General features: G+C 39.3%; 20 protein-coding genes and 1 pseudogene. 13 read left to right on the forward strand and 8 right to left on the reverse strand.

Annotated features, from left to right (window positions below; genetic code table 11):
* Window positions 1-201: 201 nt before the first annotated feature.
* Entirely contained in the window at window positions 202-507 is a 306-nt protein-coding gene (locus tag JZ787_RS17435; RefSeq protein WP_346312985.1) for a putative quinol monooxygenase, read from the forward strand.
* A 73-nt stretch (window positions 508-580) separates the two neighbouring features.
* Here the strand turns inward: JZ787_RS17435 and JZ787_RS17440 are convergent.
* Window positions 581-1,299, reverse strand: a pseudogene (locus JZ787_RS17440) (SDR family oxidoreductase).
* A 695-nt stretch (window positions 1,300-1,994) separates the two neighbouring features.
* On the opposite strand from JZ787_RS17440, the gene JZ787_RS17445 reads away from it, so the two are divergent.
* The 3 genes from JZ787_RS17445 to JZ787_RS17455 all read left to right on the forward strand — a co-directional run bounded on the left by JZ787_RS17445 (window position 1,995) and on the right by JZ787_RS17455 (window position 4,078).
* On the forward strand, window positions 1,995-2,264 hold the full coding sequence (locus JZ787_RS17445) for a YARHG domain-containing protein (protein WP_004697032.1): 270 nt from the start codon (window positions 1,995-1,997) through the stop codon (window positions 2,262-2,264).
* 30 nt (window positions 2,265-2,294) lie between these two features.
* Window positions 2,295-2,708 (forward strand): HIT family protein, encoded by a 414-nt coding sequence (locus JZ787_RS17450; protein ID WP_004697031.1) that lies wholly within the window; start codon window positions 2,295-2,297, stop codon window positions 2,706-2,708.
* 272 nt (window positions 2,709-2,980) lie between these two features.
* Complete coding sequence (locus JZ787_RS17455) at window positions 2,981-4,078, forward strand: porin (protein ID WP_286407091.1); 1,098 nt, start codon at window positions 2,981-2,983, stop codon at window positions 4,076-4,078.
* A gap of 101 nt (window positions 4,079-4,179) precedes the next feature.
* Here the strand turns inward: JZ787_RS17455 and JZ787_RS17460 are convergent, their stop codons facing one another.
* Together JZ787_RS17460 and JZ787_RS17465 are read right to left on the reverse strand one after the other, a co-directional pair.
* Complete coding sequence (locus JZ787_RS17460; RefSeq protein WP_346312986.1) at window positions 4,180-4,800, reverse strand: YidB family protein; 621 nt, start codon at window positions 4,798-4,800, stop codon at window positions 4,180-4,182.
* A gap of 108 nt (window positions 4,801-4,908) precedes the next feature.
* Window positions 4,909-5,376 carry a DUF6231 family protein gene (locus tag JZ787_RS17465; protein ID WP_004697025.1) on the reverse strand — a complete coding sequence of 156 codons (468 nt, stop codon included), beginning with the start codon at window positions 5,374-5,376 and terminating at the stop codon, window positions 4,909-4,911.
* A 34-nt stretch (window positions 5,377-5,410) separates the two neighbouring features.
* On the opposite strand from JZ787_RS17465, the gene JZ787_RS17470 reads away from it, so the two are divergent.
* A complete protein-coding gene (locus JZ787_RS17470; protein WP_010326785.1) occupies window positions 5,411-6,280 on the forward strand; it encodes a DUF2797 domain-containing protein in 870 nt (289 codons plus the stop codon).
* Window positions 6,281-6,361: 81 nt separating this feature from the next.
* Here JZ787_RS17470 and JZ787_RS17475 read toward each other — a convergent pair whose 3' ends face one another.
* The 3 genes from JZ787_RS17475 to JZ787_RS17485 all read right to left on the reverse strand — a co-directional run bounded on the left by JZ787_RS17475 (window position 6,362) and on the right by JZ787_RS17485 (window position 9,267).
* Window positions 6,362-8,227, reverse strand: a complete 1,866-nt coding sequence (locus tag JZ787_RS17475; RefSeq protein WP_346312987.1) for a SurA N-terminal domain-containing protein — start codon at window positions 8,225-8,227, stop codon at window positions 6,362-6,364.
* Between the two features lie 131 nt (window positions 8,228-8,358).
* Window positions 8,359-8,631, reverse strand: coding sequence for an HU family DNA-binding protein (locus JZ787_RS17480; RefSeq protein ID WP_004697018.1), 273 nt, complete (start codon window positions 8,629-8,631; stop codon window positions 8,359-8,361).
* Window positions 8,632-8,799: 168 nt separating this feature from the next.
* The gene (locus JZ787_RS17485) at window positions 8,800-9,267 is read right to left on the reverse strand and encodes a phasin family protein (RefSeq protein ID WP_004984677.1); all 468 of its coding nucleotides are present in this window, start codon (window positions 9,265-9,267) and stop codon (window positions 8,800-8,802) included.
* Between the two features lie 193 nt (window positions 9,268-9,460).
* Here JZ787_RS17485 and JZ787_RS17490 point away from each other — a divergent pair, with 193 nt between their 5' ends.
* The 8 genes from JZ787_RS17490 (at window position 9,461) to fdx (ending at window position 15,649) form a co-directional block, all read left to right on the forward strand.
* Window positions 9,461-10,108: a hypothetical protein gene (locus JZ787_RS17490; protein ID WP_087013627.1), complete on the forward strand. Its 648-nt coding sequence runs from the start codon at window positions 9,461-9,463 to the stop codon at window positions 10,106-10,108.
* A gap of 113 nt (window positions 10,109-10,221) precedes the next feature.
* A complete protein-coding gene (locus JZ787_RS17495; protein WP_004697011.1) occupies window positions 10,222-10,695 on the forward strand; it encodes an Rrf2 family transcriptional regulator in 474 nt (157 codons plus the stop codon).
* 1 nt (window position 10,696) lies between these two features.
* Window positions 10,697-11,914, forward strand: coding sequence for an IscS subfamily cysteine desulfurase (locus JZ787_RS17500; RefSeq protein ID WP_004697009.1), 1,218 nt, complete (start codon window positions 10,697-10,699; stop codon window positions 11,912-11,914).
* A gap of 104 nt (window positions 11,915-12,018) precedes the next feature.
* On the forward strand, window positions 12,019-12,405 hold the full coding sequence (iscU, locus tag JZ787_RS17505) for a Fe-S cluster assembly scaffold IscU (RefSeq protein WP_004697007.1): 387 nt from the start codon (window positions 12,019-12,021) through the stop codon (window positions 12,403-12,405).
* A gap of 36 nt (window positions 12,406-12,441) precedes the next feature.
* On the forward strand, window positions 12,442-12,762 hold the full coding sequence (gene iscA, locus JZ787_RS17510; protein ID WP_004697006.1) for an iron-sulfur cluster assembly protein IscA: 321 nt from the start codon (window positions 12,442-12,444) through the stop codon (window positions 12,760-12,762).
* Between the two features lie 119 nt (window positions 12,763-12,881).
* A complete protein-coding gene (hscB, locus tag JZ787_RS17515; RefSeq protein WP_004697004.1) occupies window positions 12,882-13,397 on the forward strand; it encodes a Fe-S protein assembly co-chaperone HscB in 516 nt (171 codons plus the stop codon).
* Window positions 13,398-13,434: 37 nt separating this feature from the next.
* On the forward strand, window positions 13,435-15,294 hold the full coding sequence (gene hscA / locus JZ787_RS17520; protein ID WP_346312988.1) for a Fe-S protein assembly chaperone HscA: 1,860 nt from the start codon (window positions 13,435-13,437) through the stop codon (window positions 15,292-15,294).
* A 16-nt stretch (window positions 15,295-15,310) separates the two neighbouring features.
* Complete coding sequence (gene fdx, locus JZ787_RS17525) at window positions 15,311-15,649, forward strand: ISC system 2Fe-2S type ferredoxin (RefSeq protein WP_004697000.1); 339 nt, start codon at window positions 15,311-15,313, stop codon at window positions 15,647-15,649.
* Window positions 15,650-15,724: 75 nt separating this feature from the next.
* On the opposite strand, the gene JZ787_RS17530 is transcribed toward fdx, so the two are convergent.
* Together JZ787_RS17530 and JZ787_RS17535 are read right to left on the reverse strand one after the other, a co-directional pair.
* The gene (locus JZ787_RS17530) at window positions 15,725-17,188 is read right to left on the reverse strand and encodes an adenylate/guanylate cyclase domain-containing protein (RefSeq protein ID WP_168159206.1); all 1,464 of its coding nucleotides are present in this window, start codon (window positions 17,186-17,188) and stop codon (window positions 15,725-15,727) included.
* A 58-nt stretch (window positions 17,189-17,246) separates the two neighbouring features.
* Window positions 17,247-17,681, reverse strand: coding sequence for an HIT family protein (locus tag JZ787_RS17535; RefSeq protein ID WP_004696995.1), 435 nt, complete (start codon window positions 17,679-17,681; stop codon window positions 17,247-17,249).

A 17,681-nucleotide genomic window follows, 5' to 3' on the forward strand; every position in this document is an offset into this window, starting at 1 on the left:
ATTTATTAATGCACTGTTATAAGAAGACCAATTGGTTGTACGATAGATTTTAGGTGTGGGCTTATTCATTTGAGAATTATATTGTGGAATAAGCCTTTATAGATAGGTTTGTGCAACAAAGCCGTAGAGCTCTATATACTCAATTAATTCAGTACATATACTTGTGTATAAAAAACGAATTAAATTTAGGATAAACAATTTATGCTCAAAGTCATTGCTCAGGATTTTATTAAATTAGAACATATTGATAGAGTCATGCCTTTATATCGCGAACTTGTAGAAAAAACAAAAGCTGAATCGAGATGTATATCCTACGACCTATTTATTGATCAGAAAGATGCTGGGCATTTTATATTTATTGAAGAATGGCCTGATCGAGCTGCGCTAGATGCGCATTGCGAAACGGAGCATTTTAAAAGACTAGTGCCGTTGATTGACCAATACCAAAGAGCTGCAGGAACGTATATATTGATGGATGAGTTTTCACACCAAAGCAGCTTCACCTAAATCGAATATGGTATCGAAAAATAAAACTATCCGATAAATACGTCCATGTAAAATTACAGCGAAACATCTTGATTTAAATATTTTCATCTTTCATTGCAGGCATGAGGATTTCTTTAACACAAGATGCATACTGGTAGAGATGATAAATTTTATGGCTAGAATGACATCAGATAAAGGAATTAAAGCATGATTGGTCTCTGCCAATACAGTTGCAGTTGGAACATCTACTTCATATTCTGTCGCCAAATACCCTAGATTTAAAACACTCACCCCAATCAGGTCGTTACGCAAAATCTCCCGCAATGATTGAGCAATTCCACGCAAAGCATATTTCGTTGCAGAAAAGACCAACTCTTTGCCATTATGATTATCTACACCCCACGTAGAACCAATCAATATGACTTTAGCGTTATCCGATAACTTTAAATTTTCTATCTAGGACTGAAGAGACTGAATACAAGTATTAATGTTTGTATTTAGAATGGTATTTAACTCGGCAGATGAAACCTCTTCAAAGTTATAATTCTCTGTAAAAGCATTATTTTCCCAGATTCCAACATTATAAATAAGAACATCTATTTTCTCAGCTGTGAGTGCTTTTTTTACTTTATCCACTGCCTCTTCAGGAGTAGATAAATCTGCACAAATCCAATTCAATTGAGCATTATTTTTAGGAATAGAACGGGAGACACCATAAACTTTGTCCTGAGCTTCAGGCACTAAGTTTACAATCGCTTTGCCTAAGCCTCTACTTGCGCCATAAATTAGAAATGTTCGACCTAAACCATTCATATTTTAATTCATCCTTTCATAACTAACTGCATAATGATTTAAACTTAAGTTAAGTGTAAAACAAGCTTTATTCGTCATTTTATATTTTACTCGATGGTTTATATTTAGCTCTTAAAGACTATAATTCTCTAATCCACAGAAAATAAACTACGTTTCCATAATTTATTTTCCACCCACTTATTTTGAGTAGATCATTGACACAAGTCATTAAAAAATAAAACAGTAATAAATAAAGCTTTTAGACTGTCTAAAATAAGCATGCAAAAGAGTCCATTTAAGACAGCAAAATATCATTAAACGATAATGATGCATAAGTACTTAATTCAGAAAAAATGAATAACTTAAAAAATTCATTGCTAATCGTATAAAAATGCCTGAAATAGAATTTGAGATGAGGCGAACATTAAAGGTTAAAAAAGCTGACGCACCGAAGCACTGTGTCCCTCTCAATGAAATTTAAAAATGTTAGAGCCTAAGAAAAGTTGTAAAAATAGACTAAATTACATAAAAAACTTAAATATCCATTTCTATCTGCCATTTTAAAAGCTATTGATATATATAAATTTTATGTATTATATGCAGTAATTATGAAGTAAAATTACAATTGAGTAAGAACTCACCATTGAATAAACAGAACAAACCCCTATAAAGTAATAGCGTGACTACATACAATGTTACAAACTGAGGAAATTCTCATGAAAAAGTTGACTGTAGCGGTTTTTGCCAGTCTTGCAACATTAATCGGGGCGCAAAGTTTTGCGGCATCACCTGAGCAAGAGTGTCAAAAATTAAAAGATGATCATGATGTCATTTATGCATCTAAAGGTTTCTGTTTTAAGGACCCTGAAGCGAAAGCAAAATTTGGCAATGATAATTGCTACACCACTAAACCGAAATTCTCTGAAAAAGAGCAACAACGTCTTGACGCGATTAAAGAACGTCAAAAAGAATTAAACTGTAAGTAAATCAGTTTAAGCGAAACTTAAGGAATAGACATGGCTTACGATGAGCAAAACATTTTTGCACGAATTTTACGTGGTGAACTTCCAGCCATTAAAGTATATGAAGATGACCAAGTTCTTGCATTCATGGATATTATGCCTCAAGCAGACGGTCATACTTTAGTCATACCCAAGACACCTGCGGTGACTTTACTCGACCTCCCTGCCGATGCTGCTGCCTACACCATTCAAGTGGTACAAAAAGTAGCAAAAGCCATTGAAGTCGGTTTGGATGCCCAAGGCATTGTCCTCATGCAACTGTCTGGAGCTGCTGCTGGCCAAACCGTTCCCCATGTACATTTCCACCTCATTCCGAGTTCGGTACATGAGCTAGGTAAGCATGCCTTACAAATGGGTGATCAAGAAAAAATCAAAGCACAAGCAGAAAAAATTCGTGCTGCTTTGTAATTCCACCTATTCAATCAAGGAGCTTCGGCTCCTTTTTTTAGGTCTAAAAGTAAATAGAATCAATAATCTAAGTTCTCAAAATAGATATTAACAATTTATCGCGGAAATGCATTTGACATTGAGTTGTTTAATATTTTTGTAATATTCCCTTAATATTAATGACTTATTTGTAATCAATAATGAGCGCCAAGAGACAGAAGTCTGATGAATAAAAAGACGACTGAATAACCTTTTATAGACGAATCAACAAAAAGTCTTTCTTGGAGCTACACATGAAAAAAACACTTTGCGCATTAGCAGTTGGGGCAACTTTACTTACACCAGCTTTAGCGATGGCTGCTGACGTAAAAATTTATGGCCGTGCGCATGTTTCTTTAGACTATCTGGATGATGGCGCTGACTATAACGAAATTGGAATCTCTTCAAACTCGTCACGCTTAGGTTTCAAAGTAGAGCAAGAACTTGAAAATGGCATGACTGTATTTGGGCAAATTGAGCAAGAAGTTAACTTCGCAAGCGGCTCTGCTGATGATAAAGGCGTAGATTTTGCAACACGTGATACTTTCGTAGGTTTAAAAGGTGACTTCGGTCAAGCACGTGTAGGTCGTTTTGACAGCCCATTCAAGGCTGCACGCGGTCCAATCAACTTCTTTGGTGACATGGTTGGTGACGTACGTAACGTAACACGTGTTGGTGATTTGAAGTTTGATGAGCGTAATGACAACACTATTGAATATAAATCACCTAAATTTGGTGGTGGCTTCAATGTACTTGCAGCACTTTCAATGCACAAGGGTACATCTATCGCTAAAGATGGAACAACAAAAGAAGGCGTTGAGGACAATAAAGCTTACGATCTAGCTTTAACTTACAAAGAAGGTAATGTCGACTTTGCAGCAGCATATGAGAAGTATGAAGATAACTCTGCAACGACATCGCAGAATGTTTCATCAACAGGAATTAAAGCTGAACGCGATGCTTTCCGACTAGCTGGTTCATACAAAATCACACCTGATTTTAACCTAGGTGCAATGTATCAAATTGCTCAATACGATCATGATGATCTAAGTGATTTTGATGCTCAAGTATTCGGTATTGCAGGTGAATACAAACTTACGCCAAAAACAGCTCTACGTGGTGAATACTTCTACCGTGATGTCGATGCTGATGATGCAAATTCAAGTTTAGTTGCAATTGGTGTTGAGCACCGCTTGGATAAAGCAGTACGCGTTTATGCCAACCTTGCAACCATGCTAAATGATAAAAATGCTAATCTTACGCCATGGAAAGAGGGTCGCTCATACTCTGTTAGTGGTGAAAAAGACGAAAATGCTACAGCACTTTCTTTAGGTTTCCGTTACGACTTCTAAGTTGTACTCCCCTAAAAATTAAAAAACACGCTTCGGCGTGTTTTTTAATTTAGAATTTCAAGTAATAAAAAGCCATTCTAGAATGGCTTTTTATTTCGGATTTAGCGCTTTAAGAAACCTGAAACCAAGTTTAATACCTGTTGAATATCCGCGTTGGCTTCTTGAGGGTTGGTTTGTCCTGCTTGCGGGGTGAGTGAATCAATAATTTGCGGTAACACTTGTGAAATAGCACTATATACATCTTGTTTAGGCGCATTCGCTTGCTCTGCAACCTGCTCCACCGCGGCATCATCAAACAAGTTTTGCACTTGCTCTGGATTTACACGGGCGTTTTCTCCTGGTCCTGTAGAAACCCAGTCCTCAACCTGACTGCTTAACCCTTGCCCTTTGAGTTTATCTAAAGCTGCCTGCAAACCACCTTGCTGTTGAATCCATGCCAAAATCAAAGGCAATACCGCAATCAATAAACTTTTTCCACCGCCTGCGAATCCTGAGTTCTGTGAATTTGGCACTTGCTGCGACTGCCCACCAGTCAAACCACCCAACACTGAACCTAAAATATCGCCCAGACCACCCTGTTGTGTTTGGCCCGTACTACCTGCTCCGAGTTGCCCAAGCACCGAACCCAAAATCCCGCCCAAACCACTTTGCTGGTTTGACTGTTGCTGACCGCCCATGGCCTGCTTTGCCAAAATTTCTATAATATTATTAAGGTTCGTCATCACTTTATTCCATCTAGGTTTTTTAAACAGCATACGATGTTTAAAAAAACCCTATAGAGATAAATTGTTAATTTTTGCTATGAATGAAAAAATAGAGTCGTAGTTGAATCACCAACGGAATTTATTCCAGTTTTCAGGATTCGCCCAAAATTTTGAATTGAACCAGTCAGGCACGTGCTTATAGGTCAAAATATTAAATTGCCATAAAGCAAAGTCTTTACCATGCGTCGTTTTATCGATCAGTTGAGTAAAACCTAAAGCACGAAGCAGTTGTTCATCCTGCAATTGACTCACCACCACAATACGCTTTGCCATCAAATCTCTTAAACGCACCAATAGTTGTGATTTTTGTTGTGAGCTTATATTTTGCATTTCTGCCGTGTCAAAAAGCACAAAACCTAAATCATAGCGCTGGGTAAAAGGCAGACTTAAAAAGTCAGATACGCTAAAATATTGCCATTGAATAGATTGATGATGATTTGGGCTGAGATCCTGCCCAATGCACAATGCAGTTGAAATAGGCTGTTCTTGAGATAAATCGTCTAGCATAGAAGTAATGACGTTCAGTTCAGCCATAACCGCATCCTTAATATTGAGTGAGTAATTCTGTATGGAACTTCAAGGCATTTGCCATAAAATGCATGCAGGTCTTAAGGACCTTAGTGTAACTGATCAACATACACACAAGGCAAATGTTGAATATAAATTCATCCTAGATCGTTCAGAAGTTGACCTTCCTTTTAACTTGGGTCAAGAAATCGAGATTGAATGGACTGGTAAAATCTTCTGTGTTTCATGTGGTGCTAAAACATCTAAATCGTTTTCACAAGGCCATTGCTTCAAGTGCTTTAAAACCAAAGCCTCTTGTGACATGTGCATCATGAAACCTGAAACCTGTCACTACCACTTAGGCACCTGCCGAGAAGACAGCTTCGCGCATGAAGTTTGCTTTCAGCCTCATATTGTTTATTTAGCCAACTCAAGTGCCCTAAAAGTTGGGATTACAAGGATTAGCCAAATGCCAACCCGTTGGCTCGATCAAGGTGCAACCCAAGCCCTTCCAATTATGAAAGTCGGTTCGCGCCGTCTTTCAGGCCAGCTCGAAATTATGTTTGGCACACAAGTGGCAGACAAAACCGATTGGCGCAAATTACTCAAAGGCGAAGCTGAACCACTCGACTTGATTGAAGTTCGCGAACAACTCATCGAAGAATTTGCACCTAAAATCCAAACCATTCGTGAGGAATTTAGTCAAAATCTTGAATTCAATGAAACAGTTGACCTTTTGGAAACTGAACTGCCACGCGAGTTTGTTTATCCAGTTGAGCAATATCCTGAGAAAATTAAATCCCACAATCTGGATAAAACCCCAGTTATTCGCGGTAAGTTACAAGGGATTAAAGGTCAGTACCTGATTTTAGATACGGGTGTGATTAATATTCGTAAATATTCAGGTTATGAGCTCAAAATCCGTGCCTAAAGCTACTTACCCTTAAGTAGAATTTGACTATCTCTATACATAAAAAAACCTGCACGAATGCAGGTTTTTTATGACATGTGATTATTTAATTTTCGCATGTGCTTTTAAGTATTGCACATAATCTTCAGCTTCTTGCTGACCACGAAGTTGTTGATATAACTTCGAAAGCTCAGCCAACTGCTCATCCGTCAACGCACTAGACGTCGTCTTGTTTACGTTTGATACCGCGACTACCACCATTTCTGTTGGCAATAATGCTGTTGTTACAGACCACTGTCCTGCTTTTGGTGCCGCTTGGCTAAACGCCGCACGCTCAACTGCACGTGGTAAGCCTTGTGAACGAATAAACACTTGCGGTGCAGTAAAGGTCAAACCGCTCTTGGAAACAACTGATACTGCTGGTTGAGTTTTAAAGTCTTTTAAACTTTGAGCAATTTTGGCTTTAGCAGCATCATAAGCTTTTTGTTCAACCAATTTTGCTTTCACACGTGGTGTTGCTTCTTGAAGCGTTTGGACACCTGCCGCATGATAATCACGTACTTTTGCCCAAACCACATCCCCATTTGGAAGTTGAATGCTGCTGGTCGCGTTACGATCACCGTTTTTCACATCATCATTAAACAGTTTCACTTTTACCGCAGCATTACTTAATACAGGATGCTGTGTAGATAAGGTCATACCTTTCACAGTTTGAACTTGTACACCTTTAACTTCTTGAGACACCACATCTAAAGCATCTGAGTCTACAACCAGTTCATTTAAGCTGTTTACAGTATCAGAGAATGCATTGGCTGTTTTATTCTTCTGAACTTCCGCAGTCAAACGTGCTTTTTCATTTTCAAAAGATGGCAACTTCACAGCTGGCGCATCAGTTTCAATGACATGGTAACCAAATTCAGTTTTTACAGGCGCTGACACTTGACCTGATTTAAGTGATGCTACAGCTTGGTCAAAAGCATCACCAAAAGTGCCTTTGTTGTAAACTGCTAAAGCACCACCATTCGCTTTAGATGCAGTATCTTCAGAGTATTGAGCCGCAGCTGCAGCAAAGCTTGTGCCTGCTTTAATTTTTGCCACAACTTCTTCTGCTCGTTTTTTCGCTTCAGCATCTGTACGTGCATCCGTCGTAATCAGAATATGTTTAACCAATGGCGCAACATTATCTTTTTGTGCTTCAACAAACTGTGTATAGGCTTGCTGTAACTCCGCATCTGTAACAGGTGAAGCAGCAGCAGGAACATTGGCTGGTGTTAACAACACATAGTCAACATCCACACTTGCCACTTGTTTAAACATAGCTGGGTGTTGCTTGTAATAGTTTTCAATCTCTTGTGCTGAAACCTTGACGTTCTTTTTATATTCATCAAGATTTACATTGGCAAACTGCACAGTACGCTGTTCTGTTTGTAAGTTAGCAATTTGTTGAATATCTAGTTTACTCACCAATGCATAATCAACAAAAGTCGAACGCATCATTTTTAATGCATGGTCTTGACGTAAGTTTGCAACGAGCGCATCACTACTCATACCCACAGACTGCAAATAGCTTGAATAACGCGTTTCTGAAAATTTCCCATTTTCTTGAAAACTTGGCTGTTGAGCAATCATCTGTTCAATTTGAGTATCACTGAGTGAAATGCCCAGCTTTTCAGCCTGTTGTAATAACAAAGTATTAGCAATCAGTTGGTTCATCGCTTTATCTTTAATAAAGCTTTGGTTGAGTAAAGTTTCATCCCCATTGGCATAAGCTAAGAATTGTTCTTTAAAGGAAGCGGTTAAGGTCTCTAATTCCTTTTCAGAAATATCTTGGCCATTGACTGATTTCACAGCGTCTTTTGATCCGCTACTAAAATATCCTTCAATACCTACAAGTGCTAAAGGGGTCAAAAACAAAATGAGCAAAGCCTTGCCCAACCAACCCTTAATAACTTTACGAAAAGATTCCATAAGTATTCCAATATTTTATTTGCCCGAGATTTTAACTGAAAAGCAGCAATGAATGAATGTGTTATCGACACATTTTCTAATGTTTAATAAAAAACGCGCCGAAAAGGCGCGTTTAGTATTTATTTAAAAGATTAAGCAACAGAATCTTTTAAACCTTTACCAGCTTTGAAGCTTGGTACTTTGCTTGCTTTAATTTCTAAAGTAGCACCAGTTTGTGGGTTACGGCCAGTACGTGCAGCACGTTCTTTCACGTTGAAAGTACCAAAACCAACAAGTGTAACTGTATCACCAGACTTAAGCGCTTCAGTGATTGAAGCAATTGTAGCGTCTAAGGCCTTACCAGCATCAGTCTTAGACAATCCCCCTTTCTCTGCAATTGCATCAATTAATTCTGATTTATTCATGTGGATCGCGTCCTCTTAATATCGTTTATTTAAGGTCCAAAAATTTAGTATAAATTACCGTAACGCCTTTATAGCAATGCTTTAGGTGAAAACGCAATACTCTGTATATGCTTTTTTGGAAAATAAATCACAAAAAAACGTTGAAAAAGGTACAAAAGCACAACCAGATCACTTTTTATTCACTTTTTCGTTTAACTTCTTATTTTCTTCAATCAAAACATCGATTTTATCATTCAGTTGAAGAATCAGGTTTTCTAAGTACTGAATGTCTTTCACTGTGACCAATCCAATGCGGTTTAAGGAGTGATTTACTCCACGATCCACGATCTTCTCAACCTTGTCTTTAGTATCTGTCACCGATTCACGTGCTTTCTCAGATACCTTTTCAACCGTTTGGTCAGCAATTTCAGTGGTTTTAGATTCTAACTCTTCGCCGACTTGGACCAAGGAGTCAAATAATTTATTCCCCTCTTCCTCTGCACGTGAAAAAGCACCCAAACCAGCTAACCAGATTTGCTTGGTATACTTTCTAAAATCCAAACTATTTTTACGGTGAAAATGATGCTTAGTTTTTGTTTTTTTTAGTGTTTCATCTTCTTGCGAAATATCATCTAACTCTATATCTGCTTTTTCCATTAGCACCATCTCCTGCATGATTTATGTGCAAAAACATCCAAAAAATCTTATAGATTGCACTATACTAGCAAATATTAGACTTGATCGATTTGTAAAACTGTTCTACAAAGCATCTTTATTACATTTTTATTTTTAAGTCTGAAGTTTTTGCGAGCAGGATGCTCATTTCAGGTCAGGATTTAGGTTACTACTTATGAGTGATTCTCAAAAAGAACACAATCAAACACATATGCTACTCACTATGGTAATGATTGTTCTTGAGACGATCTTTTCTCTTATTTTAAAACACGACCGCGTGGTTGCACTTCACTGTAAAAAGTTTGTTGAGCAAAATATTGCGATTAAAATAAATAGCTACCTGCCTTATTTTGACTTCTATATCACCTTTACCGCTCAAGGTGTTTTATTTGATGCCAAAGCACCTGAAAAACCGGTCGACCTAGATGTACGCACCACATTGATGGATTTAATTAAAATTTTCGTCTTTGGAAACCGTCGTAGCATTAAAACCATGCGTATTGATGGTGACATCACCTTAAAAGATGAATTCCGAGATTTAATTTTACATTTTAGTGCACCTAAAGTTCTTGCTGACTGGAAAAACTGGTTAACTGAACCAACTGATCCACAAAATGTCGTTGCATCCAAAAAACGTATTGCACCTCTTTTAGAGAAAATTGAAGAACAACGTTCTAAAATCAACACTCTACAAGTTGAAGTGAAACAATACAAAAATCGTATTCGCCGTATCGAGCAACGTCAAAAACGTATAAATGTCACATTTTTTGTGTTTTCTATACTTTTGATTAGCTTATTGGTATATAATATTTGGCTTGCATAACTACATAATATTTCAAGCAAATTAAATACGCACAATCCCTATTAAAAAAACTTGACTATTTTAGTCAGGATTCTTAAAATCGGCACATCTAGTCTAATCATGTGTATCGAATCATGCGCTTAACAACTCGCGGACGCTACGCAGTGACTGCTCTACTTGATTTAGCTTTGCAGCCAACTGAACAAACGATCACGCTTGCAGAAATTGCAGCTCGTCAAACTATCTCTGTTGCTTATCTTGAACAGTTATTTGCGAAATTAAAGCGCCACGGCTTAGTTTCTAGTATTCGTGGTGCCAACGGTGGTTACCACTTAGCTCGTCGCGCTGATGAAATTACAGTATTAGCAGTTATTGAAGCTGTAAACGAAACAGTTGATGCCACTCGCTGTGACCATAAAGGCAACTGCCAAAATGGCGCAATGTGCTTAACTCACGATTTATGGCAAGAACTCTCCCATCACATTGCCGACTATCTCGCTAAAATCACTCTTGCTGACCTTGTAGCACGTGACAACGTTCAAAAAGTTGCCATTCGCCAAAACACAGCACCTTCAGATTCAGCCCTTTTATCGGTAACAGGTATTTGACATGAAACGTCCAATTTATCTTGATTATGCAGCAACAACTCCTGTAGACCCGCAAGTCGCTGAACGCATGATGGAATGCCTGACATTTGACGGCACATTTGGCAACCCAGCATCTCGCTCTCATGCTTACGGCTGGCAGGCAGAAGAAAAAGTAGAATATGCACGTGAACAAGTTGCAAACTTGATCAAAGCAGATCCACGCGAAATCGTTTGGACCTCTGGTGCAACTGAATCAGATAACTTAGCTCTTAAAGGCGTAGCACAATTCTATGCCTCTAAAGGCAAGCACATTATTACAAGTAAAATTGAACACAAAGCTATTTTAGACACTTGCCGTGAGCTTGAGTCTGAAGGTTTTGAAATCACTTACCTTGAGCCACTTCCAAACACTGGCTTAATTACCCCTGAAATGGTTGAAGCAGCTATTCGTCCAGACACTATTCTTGTTTCACTTATGATGGTAAACAACGAAATTGGTTCTGTGACTGATGTTGCGGCAATTGGTGAAATTACTCGTGCACACAAGATCTTCTTCCATGTCGATGCGGCGCAAGCTGCAGGTAAAGTTGAAATTGACCTTTCAACTATGAAAGTTGACCTTATGAGCTTCTCTGCTCATAAAATTTATGGCCCTAAAGGTATTGGCGCACTCTATGTACGTCGTACTCCACGTGTTCGTTTAAAAGCGCAAATGCATGGTGGTGGTCATGAACGCGGTATGCGTTCTGGTACACTTGCAACACACCAAATCGTTGGTATGGGTGAAGCATTTGAACTTGCAGGTAAAAACTTAGCTTCTGAACAAGCACGCATTCGCGTACTTCGTGACAAGCTTTGGAATGGCTTACAAGACTTAGAACAAATTTTCTTAAACGGCCACCCAACACAAAACGTTGCGAACTACTTAAACGTAAGTTTCAACTTTGTTGAAGGTGAATCGTTAATGATGTCGTTGAAAGACGCTGCTGTATCTTCGGGTTCAGCTTGTACTTCAGCAACATTAGAACCTTCTTATGTATTACGTGCACTAGGTTTGTCTGACGAACTTGCGCACAGTTCAATTCGTTTCAGTTTTGGTAAATACACCACTGAAGCAGACATTGACCATGTACTTACAGTGACGCGTTCTGCAGTGGAGAAACTTCGTGAACTTTCTCCACTTTGGGACATGTACAAAGACGGTATCGACCTTTCTACAGTTGAGTGGGCTGAGCACTAATTTTTCCCATTGAAGTCATTCACATACTGGATGGCTTCATTGAAAAATCAAGTTTTGACCCCATATTTAATATTAACGCTGACCCCGAGGTTTGGAGACGCATCATGGCTTATAGCGAAAAAGTAATTGACCATTACGAAAACCCTCGTAATGTAGGTGTATTAGACAAAAATGCTGAAAACGTAGGTACAGGTATGGTCGGAGCACCTGCATGTGGCGACGTTATGCGTTTACAGATTCAAGTAGATGACAACGGTGTGATTGAAGAAGCACGTTTCAAAACTTATGGTTGTGGTTCTGCTATTGCATCAAGCTCTTTAGTGACTGAATGGCTAAAAGGCAAAACTTTAGATCAAGCTCAAGCGATCAAAAACATTGATATCGCAACTGAACTTGCGCTTCCTCCAGTAAAAGTACACTGTTCTGTACTGGCTGAAGATGCTATTAAAGCTGCTGTTGAAGACTACCGCAGCAAAAAATCTAAAGCTTAATTGCTTCGCATTTTAAAGAAAGATTAGGGAGTTTTCATGATCAACTTAACTGAAAATGCTGCAACTCATATCAGCAATTATTTAAAAAATCGCGGTAAGGGTGAAGGTATTCGCGTTGGCGTGAAAACTTCAGGCTGTTCTGGTTTGGCTTATGTGCTTGAATTTGTCGATTCAATTGATGCACATGACACCACCTTTGAGCAGTTTGGGGTGAAAGTATTTGTAGACCCAAAAAGCTTGGTTTATCTCGATGGTATGGAGATGGACTACGTGAAAAATGGTTTAAACGAAGGCTTTGAGTTTAATAACCCAAACAAAAAAGGCGAATGTGGCTGTGGTGAATCTTTCACCGTATAACAGTTCATTAACTTGCTTTTCAACATTAAAACAGTGTGTATCACACTGTTTTAATTGCATTTACATAGAGTGTTTTTGCTTTCGCAATGACCCCCAATTTAGCGCGGAATCCCTCTCCTATGAATCATTTTGAGTTGTTTAACCTCCCAGTAGCACTCGATATTGATTTAGCAACCTTAAAATCAGAATTTTTAAAGTTGCAGCAACAATATCACCCAGATAAAGCTCTCGATAAAGATCAAGCCCTCATAAAATCAAGTGAGATCAATCAAGCATTTAAAGTTTTATCTCAGGTTGATAGCCGTGCAGGATATTTATTAGGATTAAAAAAACAAGATTATCATCTTGATCAATCCATCAATGATTTTGAATTTCTCCAGTCTGCCTTAGAAATCCGTGAACAACTTGATGAAGCACGTTCAGCAGATGAATTACAATCACTCAAATTAGACGTTCAACAATGGATTGATGGTTTAGTCCGCGAATTCAAGATTGATTTTGAAGAGGAAGATTGGGCTGAGGCACGTGATGATGTCCGCAAACTTCGCTTCTTTGTAAAAGTCATGCATGACATTGATAAAGCTGAAGATCGTTTTGAAGATGACGATAGCTTTGATTTAGATGATGAATTTTAACTTATTTTTAATTTTTGACGCTCAAAGGATGTAACACATGGCTCTCTTGCAAATTGCAGAACCTGGACAATCAAGTGCGCCACATGAACACCGTATTGCCATTGGTATCGACTTAGGTACAACTCACTCTCTAGTTGCAACCGTACTTTCAGGCAAGGCAAAAGTTTTGCATGATGAACAAGGTCGTGTCTTACTTCCATCGATCGCGCATTATGGTGTAAACCAAATCCAATATGGCGACGAAGCAAAACCATTTTTGACCGCTGATCCTAAAAACACCATCGTTTCAGTCAAACGTTTTATGGGACGCTCTAAAGCCGACATTAAGTTTCAACACCCCTACACCTTAGTGGGTGAAGATAATCAAATGCCTGCTTTTGAAACCGCTCAGGGCCGCAAAACCCCTGTCGAAGTGTCCGCTGAAATCTTAAAGCAACTGAAAGATCGTGCTGAAGCAAGCTTAAAAAATGAAGTCAATGGTGCAGTGATTACTGTTCCTGCATACTTCGATGAGGCTCAGCGTCAAGCAACACGCGATGCCGCACAACTTGCGGGTTTAAATGTACTACGACTTTTAAATGAGCCTACTGCTGCTGCGGTTGCGTATGGTCTTGACCAAGAAACCAATCTTGCGCATGATCACAACTATGTGATTTATGACTTAGGTGGCGGTACCTTTGACGTTTCAATTTTACGCTTTTCACAAGGCGTCTTTGAAGTGTTAGCAACGGGTGGTCATACCGCATTAGGCGGTGACGACCTTGACCGTTTAATCGTAAAATGGGCAAAAAAAGAACTTAATATTGAACAGTTTAATGACACTGAATATGCACACGTTTTAGTTGCTGCACGTAAAGCCAAAGAAGCTTTAACCGATGCAGAAAGTGTTCATTTACAAGTTCTAGAGCACAGCTTAACGCTTGATCGTGCGATATTTGAGAGCATTATCAAAGTTGCTTTAGATAAAACAATTAGTGTGTGCAAACGCGTCCTCCGCGATGCCAAACTTGAACTCAACGACATTCAAAACGTGGTTTTGGTAGGTGGCTCAACTCGCTCTTATGCTGTACAAAACGCTGTACGCGATGTATTTGCTCAAGAGCCATTGTGTACCATCAACCCAGACGAAGTTGTTGCTATTGGTGCATCAATTACAGCCAATCAGCTGATTGGAAACACAGCCGATGGTGCATTACTGCTTGATGTAACTCCGCTCTCGCTAGGACTAGAAACCATGGGCGGCTTGGTTGAGCGTCTTATTTCACGTAATACAGCAATTCCAGTCGCACGTCGTCAAGAGTTCACCACCTACCAAGATGGCCAAACAGCGATGCTGATTCATGTGGTTCAAGGTGAGCGTGATTTGGTTGAGCATTGCCGTAGCTTAGGTCGTTTTGTCCTTCGCGGTATTCCACCAATGACTGCGGGGCAAGCGCGTATTGAAGTGACCTTCCAAGTGGATGCCGATGGCCTACTGACGGTTTCAGCTAAAGAAACAACCTCTGGCGTACATGCACAAATTGACATCAAACCATCATATGGTTTGGCTGATAGTGACATGGAACGCTTACTGCTTGATGGTTACAAGTTTGCTGAAGAAGATAAAAATCTTCGTCACTTACAAGAAACCAAAGTTGAAGCAAAACGCGAACTCGAAGCTTTAGAGCAAGCCCTAAAAGTGGATGCTCACCTGCTCACGAATGAACAACAAGTTGCATTAAATGCGGCCAAAACTTCATTAGAAGCAACACTTGAAACAACAGAAATCAAAGCAATTGAATCTGCTGTTGAACAGCTTAAAATACACAGTGATGCTTTTGCAGCAGCACGTATGAATCAGCATATCGATGCAGCGCTGAAAGGCACAAAACTCGACGACTGGTCAAACTCAAACTAATTTATAGGTAAAGACTATGCCACGTATTAAAGTTCTCCCACATGCGCAAATCTGCCCAGAAGGTGCTGAGTTTGAAGTTGAACAGAATGCGAATCTTTGTGAAAGCTTACTGAAAAATGGAATCAAGATTGAACATGCGTGCGATATGTCCGCTGCATGTACAACCTGTCACGTTGTAGTACGTAAAGGCTTTGACAGCTTAGAAGAAATGAATGATGTTGAAGCAGACCTCCTAGATCGTGCTTGGGGCTTAGAACCTGACTCTCGCTTGTCTTGCCAAGTGAAGTTAGTGGATGAAGACTTAGAAGTTGAAATTCCTAAATACACGATTAACCACGCGTCTGAAAATCACTAATTTTCAAAGCGTAAAAAAGCCACTCATTGTAGTGGCTTTTTTACGACTCTTACTTTTGTATCTCACACCATCAAGTTAATGATATTCATTTTTCTGAACAGACTCTATTACTTCATCTTCAAGATTGAGTTTGACGATACCTTGTGAGTTGGTCATCTTTTGTTGGGTTTGAATGCGTTGAATCATTTTTTCCAAGACTTGAATCAACTGCGGATATTCAAAATTCTGCACTTCATCTAAGTTAAGCAGTAAATGAAACCCTTTATATTCATAATCAAACCAGCGCTGATAGTCTGATTTTTGCGAGGTATATTTTTCAACGACTTGCCACGTCTTCACAGCACCTTTAATCCCCTTAAGGAAAATTGGTGCTTTCGGCGCACAAAGATAATCATTTTTTACTAAATTATGTGTATCGTCCGAAATTAAGATTTCATCCACTTGTGCTGCACTTTGTAAACGTGCAGCAAGGTTTGCATCACGACCAACAATGGTATAAGCCATACGGTGCGATGCACCATAGTTCCCTACGTGGCAATACCCTGTAGAAATCCCCATACGAATATGCAATGGCGGATAACCCATTTTCACCCAACGCTCGCGTAGGATTTTCATTTGCTGGCGCATCGCCATAGCCATTTCCAAACAGTTTTGAGCATCACGCTCCACACCTTCGGAATTAGGGTCACCAAAGAACACTAAAATTGCATCGCCCATGAATTTATCGACAGTACCTTCATATTGCTTGGCAATCTCGGTCATGTGTTTTAAATAATCATTGAGCAGGAATGCTAAATCATCTGGAATTAAGCTTTCAGAAAGCTCTGTAAAACCCTGAATATCCGAAAAGAAAACTGTTAGTTTTTTACGCTTGTATTCAATTTTAGCTTCTGACTCCCCCTTCATAATCGATTGCCACAACTGAACAGGTGCATAGCGACTCAGTTGATTGGCAAACTCCATGTAACGGTTCATCTGATCGAAATAGTGATTTTTGCGGCGGTAAATGTCTTGCATTTGGTTACGCTGATAATAACTACCGACGCCAAAATAAGTGGTGAGGCACAAAAAGCCCAATACGATCAGCTCAGTACTGGTAGCCTCAAAATATTCACCAAAACCAAAGACAAAAATAATTGAGATATAAAAGACAACCACCCCAATCAGGCTGGCCAAAGACACCATCAAAAAAGAAATTTTATTGCTAATAGCCGTGTAAAGCATAGCAAAAATGGTTAAAAATGTGAGTACGATACTGAGATGTACAGCGGCTAAAATGATCGCTGTAATGACAATATCAATCACAAACATCACACCGCGTCGCATCGTATTATTGAAGCGATAACCTAACCACCTTGAAAATGGCGGTGTGATCAATAACACAATGAGCAACAGCAGCGGCACATAAATCTGATATTGCGTATCTGCCATCGTATAATGATAGACGATGGTTATTAAAGACAGCATGCCATATCCCATCACACGATGGAAATACTCAAATTGTTTGGGCTCTTTAGATAACCAATCGTCTAATGGCACTGCTCGTTCCCCACTATGCGCACGATCAAATCATCCCTGATTTGATTTCTCACGTGTATTAGTCCATACGCCAATCGAATGGCATATCACCTTGACCACGTAGTGCAAGCATTAAAGTTTGACGCATATGCGCAAGCACTTCATTGCTATAAGGAACAGCGGGTGTACCCCAAACTGGTTTTGGCCATGCGACGTCGTTTTGATAACGTACAACATGGTGAAAATGGAGCTGCGGAACCATGTTACCTAAAGCAGCAACATTCATTTTGTCAGCACGGAATACACGAGCCAATTGGCTTGATAACCAGCTTGACTCACGTAAAAACTGTTCTTGGTCGGCTTGACTGAGTTCATATAACTCAGTGATGCCTGGCACGCGTGGAATTAAAATTAGCCACGGGAATTGCATATCATTCATTAAGCGACATGTTGAAAGTGGAAAGTCGCCTACAAAAAACGTATCTTGAGCAAGTTGTGGATGCAAACTAAACAT

This window comes from Acinetobacter sp. BWR-L5, assembly GCF_039655985.1.
Taxonomy (GTDB): Bacteria; Pseudomonadota; Gammaproteobacteria; order Pseudomonadales; family Moraxellaceae; genus Acinetobacter; species Acinetobacter johnsonii.

Excerpts from the sequence above, each read along its gene's own strand:
- JZ787_RS17435 (WP_346312985.1), top strand. The coding sequence starts at position 202 with ATGCTCAAAGTCATTGCTCAGGATTTTATTAAATTAGAACATATTGAT.
- JZ787_RS17445 (WP_004697032.1), top strand. The coding sequence starts at position 1,995 with ATGAAAAAGTTGACTGTAGCGGTTTTTGCCAGTCTTGCAACATTAATC.
- JZ787_RS17450 (WP_004697031.1), top strand. The coding sequence starts at position 2,295 with ATGGCTTACGATGAGCAAAACATTTTTGCACGAATTTTACGTGGTGAA.
- JZ787_RS17455 (WP_286407091.1), top strand. The coding sequence starts at position 2,981 with ATGAAAAAAACACTTTGCGCATTAGCAGTTGGGGCAACTTTACTTACA.
- JZ787_RS17460 (WP_346312986.1), bottom strand. The coding sequence starts at position 4,800 with ATGACGAACCTTAATAATATTATAGAAATTTTGGCAAAGCAGGCCATG.
- JZ787_RS17465 (WP_004697025.1), bottom strand. The coding sequence starts at position 5,376 with ATGGCTGAACTGAACGTCATTACTTCTATGCTAGACGATTTATCTCAA.
- JZ787_RS17470 (WP_010326785.1), top strand. The coding sequence starts at position 5,411 with ATGGAACTTCAAGGCATTTGCCATAAAATGCATGCAGGTCTTAAGGAC.
- JZ787_RS17475 (WP_346312987.1), bottom strand. The coding sequence starts at position 8,227 with ATGGAATCTTTTCGTAAAGTTATTAAGGGTTGGTTGGGCAAGGCTTTG.
- JZ787_RS17480 (WP_004697018.1), bottom strand. The coding sequence starts at position 8,631 with ATGAATAAATCAGAATTAATTGATGCAATTGCAGAGAAAGGGGGATTG.
- JZ787_RS17485 (WP_004984677.1), bottom strand. The coding sequence starts at position 9,267 with ATGGAAAAAGCAGATATAGAGTTAGATGATATTTCGCAAGAAGATGAA.
- JZ787_RS17490 (WP_087013627.1), top strand. The coding sequence starts at position 9,461 with ATGAGTGATTCTCAAAAAGAACACAATCAAACACATATGCTACTCACT.
- JZ787_RS17495 (WP_004697011.1), top strand. The coding sequence starts at position 10,222 with ATGCGCTTAACAACTCGCGGACGCTACGCAGTGACTGCTCTACTTGAT.
- JZ787_RS17500 (WP_004697009.1), top strand. The coding sequence starts at position 10,697 with ATGAAACGTCCAATTTATCTTGATTATGCAGCAACAACTCCTGTAGAC.
- iscU (WP_004697007.1), top strand. The coding sequence starts at position 12,019 with ATGGCTTATAGCGAAAAAGTAATTGACCATTACGAAAACCCTCGTAAT.
- iscA (WP_004697006.1), top strand. The coding sequence starts at position 12,442 with ATGATCAACTTAACTGAAAATGCTGCAACTCATATCAGCAATTATTTA.
- hscB (WP_004697004.1), top strand. The coding sequence starts at position 12,882 with ATGAATCATTTTGAGTTGTTTAACCTCCCAGTAGCACTCGATATTGAT.
- hscA (WP_346312988.1), top strand. The coding sequence starts at position 13,435 with ATGGCTCTCTTGCAAATTGCAGAACCTGGACAATCAAGTGCGCCACAT.
- fdx (WP_004697000.1), top strand. The coding sequence starts at position 15,311 with ATGCCACGTATTAAAGTTCTCCCACATGCGCAAATCTGCCCAGAAGGT.
- JZ787_RS17535 (WP_004696995.1), bottom strand. The coding sequence starts at position 17,681 with ATGTTTAGTTTGCATCCACAACTTGCTCAAGATACGTTTTTTGTAGGC.